This is a genomic window from Streptomyces sedi, from assembly GCF_006335015.1.
In the GTDB taxonomy this organism is placed as follows: Bacteria; Actinomycetota; Actinomycetes; order Streptomycetales; family Streptomycetaceae; genus Streptomyces; species Streptomyces sedi.
The window spans coordinates 353,920-372,272 of the sequence record NZ_VDGT01000001.1 but is presented as its reverse complement, the minus strand read 5'-3'; the positions used below and the strand labels follow the sequence as shown (position 1 = coordinate 372,272).

General features: G+C 72.4%; 11 protein-coding genes. All 11 read left to right on the top strand.

What is annotated here, in order from left to right; genetic code table 11:
* The first annotated feature begins 455 nt into the window (after window positions 1–455).
* The gene (locus FH715_RS01470; RefSeq protein WP_139640131.1) at window positions 456–2,717 is read left to right on the top strand and encodes a glycosyl hydrolase; all 2,262 of its coding nucleotides are present in this window, start codon (window positions 456–458) and stop codon (window positions 2,715–2,717) included.
* A 188-nt stretch (window positions 2,718–2,905) separates the two neighbouring features.
* Complete coding sequence (locus FH715_RS01465; RefSeq protein ID WP_246108477.1) at window positions 2,906–3,409, top strand: pyridoxamine 5'-phosphate oxidase family protein; 504 nt, start codon at window positions 2,906–2,908, stop codon at window positions 3,407–3,409.
* A gap of 164 nt (window positions 3,410–3,573) precedes the next feature.
* The gene (locus FH715_RS01460; RefSeq protein ID WP_139640129.1) at window positions 3,574–4,119 is read left to right on the top strand and encodes a GNAT family N-acetyltransferase; all 546 of its coding nucleotides are present in this window, start codon (window positions 3,574–3,576) and stop codon (window positions 4,117–4,119) included.
* Between the two features lie 167 nt (window positions 4,120–4,286).
* A complete protein-coding gene (locus tag FH715_RS01455; protein WP_139640395.1) occupies window positions 4,287–5,066 on the top strand; it encodes a TIGR03936 family radical SAM-associated protein in 780 nt (259 codons plus the stop codon).
* 197 nt (window positions 5,067–5,263) lie between these two features.
* The gene (locus FH715_RS01450; protein WP_139640128.1) at window positions 5,264–9,223 is read left to right on the top strand and encodes a ribonuclease E/G; all 3,960 of its coding nucleotides are present in this window, start codon (window positions 5,264–5,266) and stop codon (window positions 9,221–9,223) included.
* A gap of 255 nt (window positions 9,224–9,478) precedes the next feature.
* On the top strand, window positions 9,479–9,802 hold the full coding sequence (gene rplU, locus FH715_RS01445; RefSeq protein ID WP_097232965.1) for a 50S ribosomal protein L21: 324 nt from the start codon (window positions 9,479–9,481) through the stop codon (window positions 9,800–9,802).
* Window positions 9,803–9,816: 14 nt separating this feature from the next.
* Entirely contained in the window at window positions 9,817–10,077 is a 261-nt protein-coding gene (rpmA, locus tag FH715_RS01440; protein WP_139640127.1) for a 50S ribosomal protein L27, read from the top strand.
* A 176-nt stretch (window positions 10,078–10,253) separates the two neighbouring features.
* On the top strand, window positions 10,254–11,696 hold the full coding sequence (obgE, locus tag FH715_RS01435; protein WP_139640126.1) for a GTPase ObgE: 1,443 nt from the start codon (window positions 10,254–10,256) through the stop codon (window positions 11,694–11,696).
* Between the two features lie 207 nt (window positions 11,697–11,903).
* The gene (locus tag FH715_RS01430; RefSeq protein ID WP_139640394.1) at window positions 11,904–13,409 is read left to right on the top strand and encodes a bifunctional cytidylyltransferase/SDR family oxidoreductase; all 1,506 of its coding nucleotides are present in this window, start codon (window positions 11,904–11,906) and stop codon (window positions 13,407–13,409) included.
* The gene (locus FH715_RS01425; RefSeq protein WP_139640125.1) at window positions 13,406–15,460 is read left to right on the top strand and encodes a hypothetical protein; all 2,055 of its coding nucleotides are present in this window, start codon (window positions 13,406–13,408) and stop codon (window positions 15,458–15,460) included. Before FH715_RS01430 ends, FH715_RS01425 begins: the two co-directional genes overlap by 4 nt.
* A gap of 117 nt (window positions 15,461–15,577) precedes the next feature.
* The gene (locus FH715_RS01420; protein ID WP_139640124.1) at window positions 15,578–18,316 is read left to right on the top strand and encodes a CDP-glycerol glycerophosphotransferase family protein; all 2,739 of its coding nucleotides are present in this window, start codon (window positions 15,578–15,580) and stop codon (window positions 18,314–18,316) included.
* The last annotated feature ends 37 nt before the right edge of the window (window positions 18,317–18,353 follow it).

The following is an 18,353-nucleotide window of genomic DNA, read 5'->3' as shown; positions in this document are numbered from 1 at the left end:
GCTGTCGCCGCCTTCGCGACCCTGCCCGCTCGCCATCTCCACCACATGCCCATCTCCTTCACCGGAGGAACACTTTCGTGACCGAGAGTCACGGTATGGCCGCGTCCGACGGTCAGGGAAGGGGTTGTTCGGAGGTGGTCACTCTTGGTCACAATCTCTTCGGCAGGGTCGAACTGGTGACCGTTTCAGCCGGTGAGGGGGGCGTGAGGGCGTGCGAGGGTCGTGACTGTCAGTGGCGGGTGGTTGGGTGTGGGCATGGAACACCGCTCGTCCTCCCTGAGGCTCCAACTCCGGCCGCCGCGCCGGGAGTCGGTGTGCGCCGGGCGAGAACGGCGGCTCAGGTTCCGGTTTCCTGTCCATCCATTGACACAAATTTTGCAGGTCTCTAGGTTCGAGCGCACAAAGAGAGCGCTCTCAGCCACCTTTCCCCCACGGGTTGCGAGGTACGACCTTTCATGCGCCCACTCACTCATCCCCGACGCCTCGCCCTGGCCCTGACGGCCGCGGCCACGGCGGTCGCCGGGCTCACCCTGATTCCGGGGTCGGCGACCGCGGCCGAGGTGCCGGTCGGCAGCGGTAGTTACTCCGACACCAGGCCCGAAGGGGCGGTCGGCCCCTCGGACGCCGACGGGAACCCCGTTCTTCCCCAGGTGACCGACGCCGTCGCCGACCAGCCCGTGCCCACCAACGACTGGTGGTCCTCGCTGGTGTTCAAGCGGTACGCGGACATCCCCCACTCCCAGCCCATGTACGGGCACCCGCTGAGCTACCAGGCGGTGGCGGGCGGCCTTGAGGTGGGCTACCAGACACAGGCCACCGTGGACGGCGCCGGCTACAACTACCCCCACGTCGCCGACCTGACCCTCGGGCTCGCAGGGCTCGACTCCCCGGACACCAAGGCCGACGGCTGGTCCGACTGGACCGTCACCCCTTACTGGGAGGACGACAGCCGCACCTTCCGCGCCACCATCGGCCACGGCAGCCCCTTCGTCTACGCCGAGGGCACCGGCGGCGCCGCCGAGATCACCGCGGGCGCGACCCCCGAGGTCTTCGCCGACGACGGCAGCACCCTCGGCGTCACGGTCAACGGCCGCGACTACGCGCTGTTCGCTCCCGGCGGCAGCGGCTGGACGGTCTCCGGTGAGACCATCAGCTCCGACCTGGGCGGCGGCGACTACTACTCCGTCGCCGTGCTGCCCGACCAGGGGGCGCTCGACCTCTACGCCCAGTACGCGTACAGCTTCGTCACCGGCTCCACCGTCGACTGGTCCTACGACGAGGCCGGCGGGCGGATGAGCGCGACCTACACGTTGGAGACCGAGGCCAAGGAGGGGGAGGAGACCGGCACCGTCCAGGCCCTCTACCCGCACCAGTGGCAGCACACAGGTGACGAGCTGACCGACTACGAGTACGCCTCGCCGCGCGGCGTGATGCGGGTGCGCGACGGCGCCTCGTTCACCACCACCCAGGACGTGGTCGGTGTCCTGCCGACGCTGCCCGAGAGCGGCGGTCCCGACCAGGCCCAGCTCGCCGCGATGGTCAACGAGGTGGCGGCCGACGCCGCCATCGAGTTCGGCGACACCTACTGGAGCGGCAAGCAGTTCGGCCGCCTCGCCCAGGTGGTCGGGATAGCCGACCAGATAGGCGAGACCGCCGCCAGGGACACCCTCGTCGACGCGATGAAGGCCGGCTTCGAGGAGTGGTTCACGGCGGGCGGCGCCGCCGAGTTCGCCTACGACTCGGAGTGGCGCACGCTCACCGGCTACCCGGCCTCCTACGGCAGCGACCAGGAGCTGAACGACCACCACTTCCACTACTCCTACTTCGTCTACGCGGCGGCCGTCGTCGCCCAGTACGACCCGGAGTGGGCCGCCGAGTCCGCCTGGGGCGGCATGGTGGAGGAGCTGATAGGCGACGCGGCCAACCCGGCGCGCGACGACGACCGCTACCCGTTCCTGCGCGGCTTCGACGTGTACGCGGGCCACAGCTGGGCCGCCGGTCACCAGGGGTTCGCCGCGGGCAACAACCAGGAGTCGTCCTCCGAGTCGGTCAATCTCTCCGCGGGACTGATCCTCTGGGGTTCGGCGACCGGTGACACCGAGCTGCGCGACCTCGGGGTCTACCTGCTGACCACCGAGTCCGAGGCGATCCGGCAGTACTGGTTCGACGCCGACGAGACCAACTTCCCGGCCGACTACGAGCACAACACCCTCGGCATGGTCTGGGGCAACGGCGGCGCCCACTCCACCTGGTGGACGGGCAACCCCGAGGAGATCCACGGCATCAACGTCCTGCCGGTGACCGGTGGCTCGCTCCACCTCGCCCAGGACAAGGAGGCCATCGTCCGCAACCTGGAGGAGATGGTCGAGGAGAACGGCGGTCCGCCGGTGGAGTGGAAGGACATCCTCTGGGAGTTCCAGGCGCTCGCCGACCCGGCGGCGGCCCGCGCGGCCTACGACGGTGACGGCGGCGGCAGCGGCGATCCGGAGGCCGGCGAGTCCTGGGCGCACGTCTACCACTGGATATACACGCTGGACGCGGTAGGGGCGCCGGACACCTCGGTGACCGCCGACAGCCCGACGGCCGCGGCGTTCTCCGACGGATCCACGACCACCTACACCGCGCACAACTTCGGTGACAGCGAGCAGACGGTGACGTTCTCGGACGGCGCCACCCTGACCGTTCCCCCGAACTCGTCGGCCACCCAGGGCGGCTGACCCGAACCACCGGCCCGGGCCCCCACGGTCACCACCCGGGTTCCCCCCACCGCGCGTCGTCCCGTGTCCCCCGAGGAGGGGGCGCGGGGCGACGCCGGTCGTGGCGGGCACGGCCGATGAGTTTCCGGGGCGGCGCGGGTCCACCGGGGGCAAGGAACGTTCGCCTTCCCCGGAGGTATCCCGTGCCCGTGTCCGAGCCCGCCGCCACCCTCGCCCCCGAGTACAGCCAGCCAGGTGCGCGGCCCACGCCGTGGGGGACCGTCGTCGAGCTGCTGCGGACCGCCGAGACCTACTGGCTCTCGACCGTCAGGCCCGACGGCCGCCCGCACGTCACCCCGCTCCTGGCGATCTGGCGCGACGGCCGGGCGTACCTCGCGACCGGCGCGGAGGAGCGCAAGGCCCGCAATCTCGCGGACAACCCGGCCGTGGTGCTCACCACCGGCCGGAACTCCCTCTCCGAGGGCGTGGACGTGGTCGTCGAGGGCGGGGCGGCCCGGGTCGTCGAGCCGGCCGTGCTGCGCGCGGTCGCGGACGCCTACGCGGAGAAGTACGGGTCGGACTGGGCGTTCGGCGTGGGGGAAGGGGTGCTCACCCAGGAGGCGGGCGAGGCGCTGCTCTTCGAGATCGTTCCGAGCCGGGTCTTCGGCTTCGCGAAGGGCGAGTACGCGCAGACGCGTTACGACCTCCGCTGAGGCGCCGGGCGGCGGGTCGGCCGGGCCGGCGCGCGCGGCGGCACCGTGGCCCTCGAAAGTGTGCACTCCGTAGTCCCGCTCTGACCTGCTGTTATGGCGGCGTGCTCGGTGGGGGGCCGGGAGGCACTGTTGCCGGGGGCTGGGCACGGTCGCAGGATGGTGCGGTGTCCATTTTGATCACACCCCGCAATGCTCTGCGGAGCACTTTCCTTGAGGCCGTTCGCGAGTTCCGCGGTGAGGGACGCGGCGGCGCGTCCGACGACACGTTGCTCGGCCACCAGATCTCCGTCTGGCGCGACCGCTGGGCCGACGAGGCCGGATTCGACGAGTACGTCAGGTTCCTGATCGCCGACGCGCGCCCCGAGACGCCCAGACCCCAGGGCATGGTGCCCGCCACCACGCTCTGGTTCGTCGACGGCGAGACCTGGCTCGGCCGGCTCTCCATCCGCCATCGGTTAACCCCGCGGCTGATGGAGTGGGGCGGCACCATCGGCTACGACGTCCGACCCTCCGCCCGCAACCGCGGCCACGGGCGCGCCATGCTGCGCGCCGCGTTGCCCCACGCCTGGGGCCTCGGCTTCGACCCCGTGCTCGTCACCTGCGACGCGGACAACGTCGCCTCCCGCAAGGTCATCGAGGCCAGCGGCGGCGTCTTCGAGGACAGACGCGGGGAGAAGCTCAGGTACTGGATTCCCACCTCCCCGTCGTAACCTGGGGAAGGGCCGCGCCAGGGAACGGCCGGAGCGCCGGCAGGCAGCCCCCGCGACACGGCCCACCGCCGCGCGCCACCGCCCGTGGCACGCGCGGCCCTGAACGACCGAGGGACTGAGGACAACTGGGCAAGCGACAGCCCGTAGGACCGCCGCCGGCACCCGTGGTGCAGCGCGTGCGGCTGCGGTACACCAAGCGCGGCCGTCTGCGGTTCACCAGCCACCGCGACTTCCAGCGCGCCTTCGAGCGCGCGCTCCGCAGGTCCGAGGTGCCGATGGCCTACTCGGCCGGGTTCACCCCGCATCCCCGGGTCTCCTACGCCAACGCCGCGCCCACCGGCACGGCCAGCGAGGCGGAGTACCTGGAGATCGCGCTCGCCGCGCCCAGGGACCCGGAACCGCTGCGGGAACGCCTCGACGAGTCGATGCCCGACGGGCTCGACATCGTCGAGGCCGTTCCCGCGGTAACCGGTGACTTCGCCGAGCGGCTCGCCGCCTCCGAGTGGCGGCTGCGGATGGACGGCGTGGCGCCGGACGAGGCCCGGCGGGCGGTGGAGGCCTTCCTCGCCGCCGAGGAGGTCGTGGTCCGCCGGCAGACGAAGAAGGGGATGCGGGACTTCGACGCGAGGGGCGCCGTCGCGGCGTTGCGCGTCGAGCCTGGAGGGTCCGATAGGCCCGGGTCCGTTACCTGTGCGATACTGCGCCTGGTAGTACGGCATCTCACCCCTGCCGTGCGACCCGACGACGTCCTGTCCGGTCTCCGCGCTGTGGCCGACCTGGCGCCGCCGGTCCCCGTAGCGGTGACCAGGCTGGCGCAGGGGCCGCTCGATGAGGAGACCGCCACGGTGCTCGATCCGTTCGCGCCCGACCGCGACGCAGCCCGGGCCGTGCCAGCCACGGCCGGTGGGCAGCGACCCGCGGCGGCGCCGGGAGCCGCCGGACAGTGAGGCCGTCGCAGCGCCGACGAACCGCTTGGTCCAGGGAGCCACTCGGGCCCGACAGTTCCGGCCGGCGCACCGACCAGCAGACTTTCGCCGTAGCCGGATCGTGCAGGTCCGGAACCGGCGAGTGACACGACAGCTCCCGAGCGGCGCCCGCCTTCACCGGTGGGGCGCCCGGGAGCGTGACGGGAGAACCGCCCGCAATGCCCGAACGACACGAGTCCGCCCGCGCGGACGGTGCGGAAAGCACCGAAGACCACAGCACACCGAGCGACACCCTCCCCCCGCGCCGGCGCCGCCGCGTGGCCAGCCGCCCGGCCGGCCCGCCGACGTCGAGCGCCGAGACCCCTGCCGCCGAGTCGGCGGCGGAGCCGGCCCCGGCCGAACCCGTCGCCGCGCCCGCGCAGCGGGTCGTCGACGAGCCGACGCCGCCGCGCCGTAGGCGCCGGGCGACCCGCCCCGCCTCCGAGCCCGTCGGCTCCGAGACCGCGGCCGAGGGCGGGAGCGTGCCCGAGACCCCCGTGACCGCCGCCGAGACCGCGCCCGTCGCGGAGGCGACCGGGGTGCCCGAGGTCGCCGAGCTGGTGGACGTGGCCGAGCCCGAGGCCCTCGCGGCCGAGGAGCCGACGCCGCCGCGCCGCAGGCGCCGGGCGACCCGCCCGGCCTCCGAGCCCGAGACCGCCGAGGCGCCGGTGCGCCGCCGCCGGGCGACCAAGGCCGCCTCCGCCCCCGAGCCGGAGGACACCCGGCCCGAGCGGGCCTCCTCGGACGACAGCGAGCGGGACGACGCCGGGTCGGGCGACGCCAAGCCGGGCGACGCCGGGTCGGACGGCACGGAGCGGGACGACGCGCGGCCCGAGGAGACCGGGAACGCCAAGGGCGCGAAGTCCGCCAGGGGCGCCAAGGCCAAGCGCGCCGCCAAGGGCGAGGAGCGGAACGAGTCAGGCGAGGAGCCCGAGTCCCCGCGCCGCAGGCGCCGCGCCACCAGGGCGGCTGCCTCCGCGGAGCAGTCCGAGCAGTCCGAGCAGCCCCAGCGGTCCGAGCCGGAGCAGAGCCAGCCGGGCCGGGCGGAGGCCGACGGCGCGCAGGAGCGCGAGCCGGCGCGCAAGCGCCGCCGCTCCGCCCGCGGGACCGAGGCGTCCGCCGACACCGCGACCCGTGCGGACCAGCGGGCCGGCGAGGCCCAGCCGGAGGAGCGCCAGCCGCAGCCCCCGGCCGCGCCGGCCGCGGTCTTCCGCGCGCCGGTCTTCCAGGCGCCGATGTTCCAGACGCCGCAGCGCGCCGCCGAGGAGGCGTACCGTTCCGCCGACTCCGGGCCCGAGGAGGAGCCGGAGGAGGAAGAGGAGCTGACCGAGGCGACCGAGGCCGCCGCCGGCACCGGCGCGGACGAGGAGTCCGAGGCCGACGACGGCGACGCCGCCTCCGACGAGGGCGGTCGCGAGCGGCCGGCCCGCCGGCGCCGCAGGGGCGGCCGGCGCCGCCGCAGGGGCGAGCTGGCCGAGCGCGCGGCTGCCACGGCCGCCGGCGAGTCCGACGGCGACGTGCGTCCCAAGGACGCCGCCGAGGACCGCGCGGAGGCGGAGCCGGAGCCGGAGGCCGCGGACGGCGCCGACGACGGCGACGCCGCCTCCGACGAGGGCGGCGGCTCGTCCCGTCGCCGCCGGCGTCGCCGCCGGCGCAGCGGCGACTCCTCCGAGTCGGCCGCCGGCGGGGACGACCCGGAGCGCACCGTCGTCAAGGTGCGCGAGCCGCGTCGCAAGCGCGACGAGCCCACCGAGGCGTCCGACGGAGTGCAGTCCATCAAGGGCTCGACCCGTCTGGAGGCGAAGAAGCAGCGGCGCCGCGAGGGCCGCGAGCAGGGCCGCCGCCGGGTGCCGATCATCACCGAGGCCGAGTTCCTGGCCCGCCGCGAGGCGGTCGAGCGCGTGATGGTGGTGCGCCAGCAGGGCGAGCGGACCCAGATCGGGGTGCTGGAGGACAACGTCCTCGTCGAGCACTTCGTCAACAAGGAGCAGTCCTCCTCGTACGTGGGCAACGTGTACCTGGGCAAGGTGCAGAACGTGCTGCCCTCGATGGAGGCGGCGTTCGTCGACATCGGCAAGGGCCGCAACGCGGTTCTCTACGCAGGTGAGGTCAACTTCGAGGCGCTGGGCCTCGGCCACGGCCCCCGGCGTATCGAGACCGCGCTGAAGTCGGGCCAGCCGGTGCTGGTGCAGGTCACCAAGGACCCCATCGGGCACAAGGGCGCGCGGCTGACCAGCCAGATCTCGCTGCCCGGCCGTTACCTGGTCTATGTGCCCGAGGGCTCCATGACCGGGATCAGCCGGAAGCTGCCCGACACCGAGCGTTCGCGACTGAAGCAGATCCTGAAGAAGATCGTTCCCGACGACGCGGGCGTGATCGTGCGCACCGCGGCCGAGGGCGCGACCGAGGACGAGCTGACCCGTGACGTGGAGCGGCTCCAGGCGCAGTGGGCCGAGATCCAGAAGAAGGCCAAGAAGGGCAACGCGCCCACCCTTCTCTACGGCGAGCCGGACATGACGGTCCGGGTGGTCAGGGACATCTTCAACGAGGACTTCTCCAAGGTCATCGTGAGCGGCGACGCGGCCTGGGAGACCATCCACGGCTATGTCTCGCACGTGGCGCCCGACCTGGGCGACCGCCTGGAGCGGTGGACCTCGGAGGTGGACGTCTTCGCCACCTACCGGATCGACGAGCAGCTGATGAAGGCGTTGGACCGCAAGGTCTGGCTGCCCAGCGGTGGTTCGTTGGTGATCGACCGGACCGAGGCCATGGTGGTCGTCGACGTCAACACCGGTCGTTTCACGGGCCAGGGCGGCAACCTGGAGGAGACCGTCACCAGGAACAACCTGGAGGCGGCCGAGGAAATCGTGCGTCAGCTGCGGCTGCGCGACCTCGGCGGAATCATCGTGATCGACTTCATCGACATGGTGCTGGAGTCCAACAGGGACCTGGTGCTGCGCCGCCTGCTGGAGTGCCTGGGCCGGGACCGGACCAAGCACCAGGTGGCGGAGGTCACCTCGCTCGGCCTGGTCCAGATGACCCGCAAGCGGGTGGGGCAGGGCCTGCTGGAGTCGTTCTCCGAGTCCTGCGTGCACTGCAACGGGCGCGGCGTCCTGGTCCACATGGAGCAGGCGCACCTGGCCGGTGGCGGGGGCGGCGGTGGCGGTGGCGGCAAGAAGAGCCGCCGGCGCGGCAAGGGCGGGAACGCGCCCGAGCCGACCGAGGTCCCCGAGCCCACCGGTGTCACCGAGTCGCCGGAGCCGGCCGGTTCCGAGGACGCGGTCGAGCCGATCGTGCCCGAGGAGACCGCCGAGGTCGTCGGCGAGCCGGAGCCGGTGGAGCGCGTCGGTTCGTCCGTTCCCGAGGAGGAGCCCGAACGGGGCGGTCGCCGGCGTCGGCGCGCCACCCGCAAGGTGAGCGCCCCGGCCGGTCCGCCCAAGGTCGCGGAGGAGGGCGTCGTCACGGTCGTGACGGCTTCCGAGCCTGAGCCCGAGTCGGAGCCCGAGTCGACGCCCGAGCCGGCGTCGGCGCCCGAGCCCGCGGTCGCGGACGAGGAGTCGAAGCCGGCCCGTCGCCGGGGCAGCCGCAAGGTGTCGGTCCCGGCCGGCGCCCCGCGCGCCGCGGCCGAGCCCGAGGTGCTGGTGGTCTCCCGCGAGGCCGCGGAGTCGGCCGCCGCCCCCGAGGCGGCGCCCGAGGAGGCGCCGAGCGAACCCGCGGCCGAGCCGGTCAACGGCTCCGCCCCCGCCCGCCGCCGCGTGGCCCGCAGGGCCGCCGGCTCGCCGGGGGGCGCCGAGGAGGCCGTGGTCACCGTGGTCGTCGCCGAGTCGGCCGAGCAGGCCGAGGCCGCCGACACGGAGCCCGCCGGTGCGGAGGCCGCCGACGCCGTGGACGACGCGGAGGAGAAGCCCGCCGGGCGCGCGCCGCGCAAGGCCGCCGCCAGGAAGGCGACCAAGACCACGGCGAAGTCCACGGCCAAGAAGACGGCGACCAAGAAGGCCAGCACCACCAAGAAGACGGCCAAGAGCGCCCCGGCGAAGAAGACGGCGGCGAAGAAGGCCACGACCAAGAAGGCCACCACGAAGAAGGCGGCCACCAAGAAGACGACGGCGGGCAAGACGGCCGCCCCGTCCGAGGACTGACGGCTCCGCCGCACGCCGGAAGCGCCCCCGCCCGGCCGACCGCCCCCGACGGGCGGGCGGCCGGGCGGGCGGATTTGACCGGCTTGTTGCGCCGTCCGTATTCTTGGCGACTGGCGTGTCACTGGACACGCCACGCCTCTGAGCATCTTTCCTCCCGACGACGGTCACCGGCCCCGCGCCGTGCCGGTCGGGAGAGGCCGGGTCTGGGCCCGTCGCTGGCATCAGGGGCTCCGCACCGAGTGAGAGAGAGTTCGCGTGTACGCGATTGTGCGCACCGGCGGCCGTCAGCAGAAGGTCGCTGTGGGTGACGTCATCGAGGTCGACCGGTTGGCCACCAAGGAGGTCGGCGACACCGTCGAGCTCTCCACCCTGCTCGTGGTGGACGGCGAGACCGTGACCAGCGACCCGTGGGTGCTGGCCGGCGTGAAGGTCCAGGCCGAGGTTCTCGACCACCACAAGGGCGAGAAGATCCGCATCCAGAAGTACAAGAACAAGACCGGCTACCGCCGGCGGATGGGTCACCGCCAGCTGCACACCCAGCTGAAGGTCACCGAGATCCCCGCCCCGGCCGCGAAGTAAGGGACTGAACCGAGATGGCACACAAGAAGGGCGCGTCCTCGACGAGGAACGGCCGTGACTCCAATGCCCAGTTCCTGGGCGTGAAGCGGTTCGGTGGCCAGGTGGTCAGCGCCGGCGAGATCCTGGTCCGCCAGCGTGGCACCCACTTCCACCCCGGCAAGGGCGTGGGCCGCGGCAAGGACGACACCCTGTTCGCCCTCCAGGCCGGCGCGGTGCAGTTCGGCACCCACCGTGACCGCCGGGTCGTGAACATCGTGTCGGTCGCCGCCCAGTAAGGCGCGACCGGAAGCAGTACCGGGGCGGACCGCACTTCCCTCGCCGGGAAGCGGTCCGCCCCTTGCGTTGTTGCGCACCGTGAAGGGCGTGCACCGTCGACGCGGCGCTCCGCGTCCCCTCACCACCCGTGCCCCGCCGAGGGCGGGCACCGTTCGATCGCCGGGAGGCATTCGTCATGACAACCTTCGTGGACCGCGTCGAGCTGCATGTCGCCGCGGGTAACGGGGGCCACGGCTGCGCCTCCGTGCACCGGGAGAAGTTCAAGCCGCTGGGCGGCCCCGACGGCGGCGACGGCGGGCGCGGTGGCGACGTGACCCTGGTCGTCGACCCCGAGGTGACCACGCTGCTGGAGTACCACCACCGGCCGCACCGCAAGGCGACGAACGGCAAGCCCGGCGCCGGCGGGAACCGGACGGGCGCGCTCGGCAAGGACCTGGTGCTGCCGGTGCCGGACGGCACCGTGGTGCTCAGCCCCTCGGGCGAGGTGCTGGCCGACCTGGTCGGCCCGGGGACCTCGTTCGTCGCGGGGCAGGGCGGCCGGGGCGGGCTCGGCAACGCGGCGCTGGCCTCGCCGCGCCGCAAGGCGCCGGGGTTCGCTCTGCTGGGCGAGCCGGGCGAGAGCCGCGACCTGGTGCTGGAGCTGAAGACCATCGCCGACGTGGCGCTGGTCGGCTACCCGAGCGCCGGCAAGTCGTCGTTGATCTCGGTGCTCTCCGCGGCCCGGCCGAAGATCGCGGACTACCCGTTCACCACCCTGGTGCCCAACCTCGGAGTGGTCACCGCGGGCGAGAGCGTCTACACGGTCGCCGACGTGCCGGGGCTGATCCCCGGTGCCAGCGAGGGGCGCGGGCTGGGGCTTGAGTTCCTGCGGCACGTGGAGCGCTGCGAGGTGCTGGTGCACGTGCTGGACTGCGCGACGCTGGAGAGCGAACGCGACCCGCTCACCGACTTCCGCGTGATCGAGGAGGAGCTGGCCCAGTACGGCGGGTTGGACGAGAGGCCGCGGCTGGTGGTGCTGAACAAGACCGACATTCCCGAGGGGCAGGATCTCGCGGACATCGTCCGCCCCGAACTGGAGGCGCGCGGCCTGCGCGTTTTCGAGGTCTCCGCCGTTTCCCGAAAGGGCCTCCGGGAACTCTCCTTCGCTCTCGGTGAACTGGTGACCAGCGCTCGGGCGGCGAAACCGCGCGAGGAGGCGACGCGCGTCGTGATCCGGCCGAAGGCCGTTAACGAGGCGGGCTTCACCGTTGCCCCGGAAGGTGAAGGTTTCTTTCGGGTTCGGGGGGAGAAGCCGGAACGTTGGGTGCTCCAGACCGACTTCAGCAACGAGGAGGCCGTCGGATATCTCGCCGACCGCTTCAACCGGCTCGGCGTGGAGGACGAACTGCTGCGCCTGGGCGCCAGGGAGGGCGACGGCGTCGCCATCGGTCCCGAGGACAACGCGGTGGTATTCGACTGGGAGCCGTCCGTCACCGCCGGCGCCGAGATGCTGGGCAGGCGTGGCGAGGATCACCGGATGAACCCGCTGCGACCGGCGGCGGCGCGCCGCAGGGACCGGGAGGCCAGGCGGAAGGACGCCGCCCAGCGGGAGTTCGAGGAATTCCGACCCTTTGACTGATTTGCACGTTTCGGCCGAACGTCACGGAGTGTTCGGAAAACCCTTGCGGGGATCGTCGTTTGGGGGCCCCGCAGGGTAACGGTACGCTGTCTCAAAGCGATAACGGTCGGCAACGGTTAGTCCGGCTTAGGGGTCAAGCTTCCACGGGGGTTAACCTTCTCCTCGCGTAGGCGACACTTCTTGATACCGGCAGGAGCTTCCTTGACCATGCAACCCAAAGGGCCGTCCCCGCACACCACAGCGGTCGTTCTCGCCGGTGGCACGGGCCAGCGTGTGGGGCTTTCCATACCGAAGCAGCTGATCAAGGTCGCCGGTAAGGCCGTCATCGAGCACACGCTGGCCATCTTCGAGGAGGCCGATGACATCGACGACGTCATCGTGCTGATGGCCCCCGGGTACGCGCCCGACGTGGAGCGCATCGTCGCCAAGAGCGGGCTGACCAAGGTCAGCCGCGTCCTGGAGGGCGGCAGCACGCGGAACGAGACCACCCAGCGCGCCATCGACGCCCTGGGGGAGGGCCTCGCCGAGGGCGAGGACCGGAACGTCCTCTTCCACGACGCCGTCCGGCCGCTGCTCTCCCAGCGGGTGATCAGCGACTGCGTGCGCGCGTTGGAGCGCTACCAGGCGGTGGACGTCGCCATACCGTCCGCGGACACGATCATCGTCACCCGCACGCACGGCGAGGACGGCGAGTTCATCACCGACGTCCCCGACCGGTCCCGGCTGCGGCGCGGCCAGACGCCCCAGGCGTTCCGGCTCTCCACGATCCGCCGGGCCTACGAGGTCGCGGCCGAAGACCCGAACTTCCAGGCCACCGACGACTGCTCCGTGGTCCTGAAGTACCTGCCGGACGTGCCGATCCACGTCGTGCCCGGCGACGAGTTCAACATGAAGGTGACCCAGCCGGTCGACGTGTTCCTCACGGACAAGCTCTTCCAGCTGGCCTCCACCGCCGCCCCCGCGCAGTCCGACGAGGCCGCCTACCGGGAGCGCCTGGCCGGCAAGACCGTGGTCGTCTTCGGCGGCTCCTACGGCATCGGCAAGGACATCTCCGACCTGGCCGCGGGCTACGGCGCGAGCGTCTACCCGCTGGGCCGCTCGACCACCGGCACCCACGTGGAGAACCCGGAGGACGTGGCCGCGGCCCTCGCCAAGGCGCACGCGGACACCGGCCGGATCGACTACGTGGTGAACACGGCGGGCGTGCTGCGCATCGGCCGGCTCGACGAGACCGACGACGCCACCATCGAGGAGGCGCTGAAGGTCAACTACCTGGCGCCGGTGCGGATCGCCAGGGCCGCCCACCGCTATCTCGCGGAGAGCGGCGGCCAGCTGCTGCTCTACACCTCCAGCAGCTACACCAGGGGCCGTGCCGAGTACAGCCTCTACTCGTCGACCAAGGCCGCCATGGTCAACCTGACCCAGGCGCTCGCCGACGAGTGGGCCGGTGACGGCATCCGCGTCAACTGCGTCAACCCCGAGCGGACCGCCACCCCCATGCGCACCAAGGCGTTCGGGCAGGAGCCGGCCGGCACGCTGCTCTCCTCGGAGGCCGTCGCCCGCACCTCGCTCGACGTGCTGCTGTCCTCCATGACCGGACACGTCATCGACGTCCGGCAGCAGGACCCGACCGCCGACGCGACGCAGGCCGGCTCGTTCGAGCGCGCCCTGGCCGCCGCCCTCAGCTCCGAGGCCGACGGGGGGGTGGCATGACGGCAGGTCTGCTGCGCCGCCTTGTCGGCGTGACGTCCGGCGCCGAGCTGCTCGCGGCGCTGGTCGTGGTGGTCAGCTACCCCCTGATGCTGCTCACCGCACTGCTGCCGGCCACCGGCGCGTTCGTCGTCGCGGCGGCCCTCAGCTACCTGGGCGACCACTATCTGCACCGCAGCGGCAGCTATCTGCTGGTGCGGATGGGCAAGGCGCGCGTCGGCCTCACGGTCCGCTTCCTCGTCCGCCAGCTGCTGCTCGTGCTGCTGCTGGCCCGCACCGGCTGGACGGACGAGACGGTGGCGCAGGCCGCCGTCGTCGCGCTGCTGGCGTTCTACGCGCTCCAGGTCCCGCACACCGCGCTGGTCACCGTGTTGCGGCGCAAGCGGCGGCTGCCGTTCGCCACCCGCAACATCGACCTGTCGACGATGCCGGTGCCCGACGGCGCGCCGCGCTGGCTGACGCACCGGGCGGTCGAGAAGGTGCTGCACGCCGAGGTCCCGATGTTCGCGGGGCTGCTGGCGATGGTGATCACCGAGGAGACGCTCCCCGGCTACGTCGGGATAGTGGCCGCGCCGACGCTGGTGCTGCTGTACCTGCTGGCGCTGCTGCCCTATCTGCGCGCCGCGAAGCTGCCGCCCGCCCCCGAGGGCGCGCTGGAGTGGTTCGACGGCTGGCTGCGCGAGCACCGGCCGGAGACCGCGCTCTACTTCTCCGGCTCCAAGGAGTCCGTCTACCAGGCCGACATGTGGCTGGAGACCATGGAGCGGCTGGACAGCAAGCCGCTGGTGATCCTGCGGGAGCGGGCCATCCTCAACCGGCTGGCCACCACCACCGTGCCGGTGGTCTGCGTGCCGAGCGCGGTCCACCTGATGAACATGGACCTCTCCTCGCTGCGCGTCGGGCTCTACCCGGCCAACGTCGGCAAGAACCTGCACCTGCTGCGCGTGCCCACCATGAAGCACGTCTTCATCGGGCACGGCGACAGCGACAAGATCGCCAGCATCAACCCGTACGCCAAGGCGTACGACGAGGTGTGGTCCGCCGGCCGCGCCGGCCGCGACCGCTACGCGCTCGCCGACGTCGGGGTGCGCGACGACGACATCGTCGAGGTCGGGCGCCCCCAGCTGGCGTCGATCCTGCCGGCGAGCGCCAGGCCCGAGGGGCGCGTCCCGACCGTGCTCTACGCCCCCACCTGGGAGGGCTGGACCGACGACCCGGGCAACACCTCGCTCCTGCTGGCCGGCGAGAACATCGTCCGCAAGCTGCTCACCGCCGAACGGCCGGTGCGGGTGATCTACAAGCCGCACCCGTTCACCGGCACCCGCGACCCGGCGGCCGGCGCCGCCCACCAGCGGATCGTCGCGCTGATCGAGGAGGCCGCCACCGCGCGCGCCGCCGACCCGCGCTGGGCCGCCGAGGCCGAGCGCACGGCCGCCGACCGGGCGACGGCGCAGGCGACGCTGCGTGCCGTCGAGGAGGCGGGCGGCGGGCGTTCCGCCGTGCTGGCCACCGTCTGGGACGACGCCTCCGTCTCCCGCGACGCCCAGACCCCGGCCGACCAGGCCGCGGTGGAGGAACGTGCCTTCGCCGAGTGGAACGAGGCGTTCTGGCGCTCGTTCGGCTGGTGGGAGCACCGGGTGATCACCGGCTCGCAGCCGCGCCTGTTCGACTGCTTCAACGAGTCGGACGCGCTCGTCTCCGACATCTCCAGCGTGGTCTCCGACTGGATCGCCAGCGGCAAGCCGTACGCGGTCTCCGACTCGGCCGGGCTGGGCTCCGACGAGTTCCGCCGGCAGAACACCGCCGTGCGGGCCGCCGTGATCCTGTCCAACGACGCGGCCCAGCTCGACGAGCTGCTGGACGCCGTCACCTCGCCGGGCGCCGACCCGCTCGCCCAGGACCGCGTCGAGCTGAAGCACTACCTGCTGGGCCCCGACGAGCCCACCTCGCTGGAGCGGTTCAACGCGGCGGTCAACGGGCTGGCCGCACGGGCCGAGGCGCGCAACCAGGCCCTCGGCGAGGCGGGAACGGCGGCGGTGGTGGGCACGTCCTAGTCGTGCCCGTCCTGAATTGACCGTCCGAGCTGTATCCGGTGCGGCGGGCCCGTCCCGCCGCCCGTCGTTCGTAGTAAGAGGAAGAGGCACGAGTCCGTGGTCGCGAAGCCTGAAGAGATGATCCCGGAGGAACTCCGGCGACGGATGCGGTTCCTCCCGGAGGCCACCGGGGCGGAGCGCGAGGAGTTCTTCGAGGAGGTCACCGCCTTCCTGGCGGAAGCCGACGCGAACAAGCTGCGGAAGTTCCCGCCGGTGGCCCGCATCAAGTGGCATCTGGCCAAGGAGCGCCGCGTCGACGAGCTGCTGGCCGTGCTGGCGTTCGAGCGGGAGAACCCGTCGGCGTTCCCGGTGCGGGGCCGGCTGCGGCCGGCCGTCGCGATACCGGGCGCCGACGCCGCGCGGCTGCCGGCCTCCGTCAGCCGGCTGCGGCTGCGCGAGATGCCGGTGCGGGCGAAGGCCACCGAGGTGCTGTGGCAGGACGGCAAGCTCGTCGTGCGCGGCTTCGGCTACGTGCTCAACCTCCCGGACGGCGCGCACGCGCCGCTGCCCAGGCTCGCGTGGCTGCGCGCCAAGGGCGGCCGGCGGGTGCCGGTCAAGCTGCGCACCGAGGAGGCGACGCGTGCGACCAGGGACTCCAAGCAGGCGCTGCACAACTACGACAACGCCGGCTTCGAGCTGGTCATCGACCCGGCCAAGCTGAAGTCCAGGGGCCGCTGGAAGGCCGGCACCTGGGGCCTGACGCTGGCGCTGCCGCGGCCCGGCGGCTATGTGCCCGGCCATGTCGACCGCGTCGACATCGGCTCGGCCGGCCACTCGCAGTCGCGTGACCTGGGGGACGGCGCCCGGCTGGTGGCCAGCTTCGTCGAGGGCCGCTTCCAGGTGGCCGTCGAGATCCCCGAGGCCGAGATCACCGACCAGGAGCTCGTCGAGGGCGAGACGCTGCGGCTGGGGCTGCGCGCCCCGGCCGGCGGCAAGCGGCCGACGAAGCTGCGGATCGCCCGCAAGGGCCAGCAGTCGGGCGACGCCTACGCCCTGGAGCAGGGCGAGGGGGAGGTCGGCTTCGCCCGGTACACCGTCGACATCCCGCTGAAGAACCTGGCGGTCGCGACCAGCGCCGACCAGAAGACCCAGGACTTCGTCACCCACATCGACTTCGTCGACGGCAGCGACCGCCGTGCCACCGTGCGCGAGGGCTTCGTGCCTGGCCGCTACGCCCGCCCGTCGAACCGCGAGATCGCGGTGACCACGGACGGCCCCGGCCTGCTGAAGCTGCACGACCGGGCGCGGCAGGCGGTCGTCGACTCGTTGCGCTGGGAGGGCGGCGAGCTGGTCGCCGAGGGCGACTACGAGGGGCCCGGCGACACCAAGCGCTTCATCCTGCGCCACGGCGAGCGCTTCGAGGAGCACGTGCTGCCGCTGGAGTGGGCCGACGGCCGCTTCCGCGTGCGGATCGTCCCGGACCAGATGGCGGTCTACGACGCGACGCTCCCGCTGCGCGCCGGCCGCTGGTACATGTGGCTGCGCGACAGGGACGCGTGGGGCAACGGCGCCGACACCCCGGTCAAGCTGCGCGCCGACCTGATCGACGAGACGCTGCCGCTGCGCAAGCGCGTCGCCGGCCGCACCTACACCGTCAACCGCCGCTACTACGACCGGCTCTTCCTCGGCTCGGGCCCGGTGCTCAAGGCCGAGGAGCGCGGCGCGTGGCGGCAGCGGGAGCTACGACAGGTCCACACGCCCCGGTTCAAGAAGGAGCCGCTGCGCGAGGCGGTCTTCTACAACAGCTTCGGCGGCAAGCAGTTCTCCGACTCGCCGCGCGCGATCTTCGAGGAGTTCGAGCGGCGCGGCATCGAGGTGGAGCACCTGTGGTCGGTCGCCGACGAGCAGGTCGCGCTGCCGCCGGGCGTCCGCCCGGTGGAGTGGCACAGCACCGAGTGGTACGAGGCGCTGGCCCGCAGCCGCTACGTGGTCAGCAACGTCGGCCTCGGCGACTGGTACGAGCGGCGCGAGGGGCAGTGCGTGGTGCAGACCTGGCACGGCACCCCGCTGAAGAAGATCGGCGCCGACCTGCTGGGCACGCCGAAGGCCAACCTGGCCTACATCGCGAGCCTGCCGCACCGGTTCCGCCAGTTCGACATCGTGGTCTCGCCGAACGCGTTCACCACCCCGATCATGCGGAACGCGTTCCGCTGCGAGGGAGAGGTGCTGGAGGCGGGCTACCCGCGCAACGACATCTTCCACCGGCCGGACCGGGAGAAGATCGCGCAGCGTGTGCGCGCCACGCTCGGCATCCCCGAGGGCAAGAAGGTCGTGCTCTACGCGCCGACCTGGCGGGACGACCAGCGGCACACGGCCTCGAAGTTCAAGCTGGACCTCCAGGTCGACCTGACGGCCGCCGAGCGGGCGCTCAGCGACGACCACGTCTTCCTCTTCCGCAAGCACCCCAAGATCCTGGACGCCATCCCCGGCGCCGGGCAGGGCTTCGTGTGGGACGTCTCCGCGTACCCGGACATCGCCGAGCTGTACCTGATCACCGACGTGCTGATCACCGACTACTCGTCGGTGCTCTTCGACTTCGCGCACTCGGGCCGGCCGATGCTGTTCTTCACGTACGACCTGGAGCACTACCGGGACACGCTGCGCGGCTTCTACTTCGACTTCACGGAGAAGGCGCCGGGGCCGCTGATCAAGACCTCGGAGGAGCTGGTCAGGTCGATCCGCGACATCGACCAGGTGGAGCGGGACTACCTGGGCAAGTACGCCAGGTTCGTGAAGGACTTCTGCGAGCCGTCGGACGGGCTGGCGACCAGCCGCGTGGTGGACCGGATGCTGGAGATCGGCAGGGAACGCGCGTAGCCGCTGCCGCGGGGGGCGGGCGACTACCCACGTGCGT

Coding starts and splice junctions, on each gene's coding strand:
- FH715_RS01470 (WP_139640131.1), top strand. CDS start 456: ATGCGCCCACTCACTCATCCCCGACGCCTCGCCCTGGCCCTGACGGCC.
- FH715_RS01450 (WP_139640128.1), top strand. CDS start 5,264: ATGCCCGAACGACACGAGTCCGCCCGCGCGGACGGTGCGGAAAGCACC.
- rpmA (WP_139640127.1), top strand. CDS start 9,817: ATGGCACACAAGAAGGGCGCGTCCTCGACGAGGAACGGCCGTGACTCC.
- obgE (WP_139640126.1), top strand. CDS start 10,254: ATGACAACCTTCGTGGACCGCGTCGAGCTGCATGTCGCCGCGGGTAAC.
- FH715_RS01430 (WP_139640394.1), top strand. CDS start 11,904: ATGCAACCCAAAGGGCCGTCCCCGCACACCACAGCGGTCGTTCTCGCC.
- FH715_RS01425 (WP_139640125.1), top strand. CDS start 13,406: ATGACGGCAGGTCTGCTGCGCCGCCTTGTCGGCGTGACGTCCGGCGCC.
- FH715_RS01420 (WP_139640124.1), top strand. CDS start 15,578: ATGATCCCGGAGGAACTCCGGCGACGGATGCGGTTCCTCCCGGAGGCC.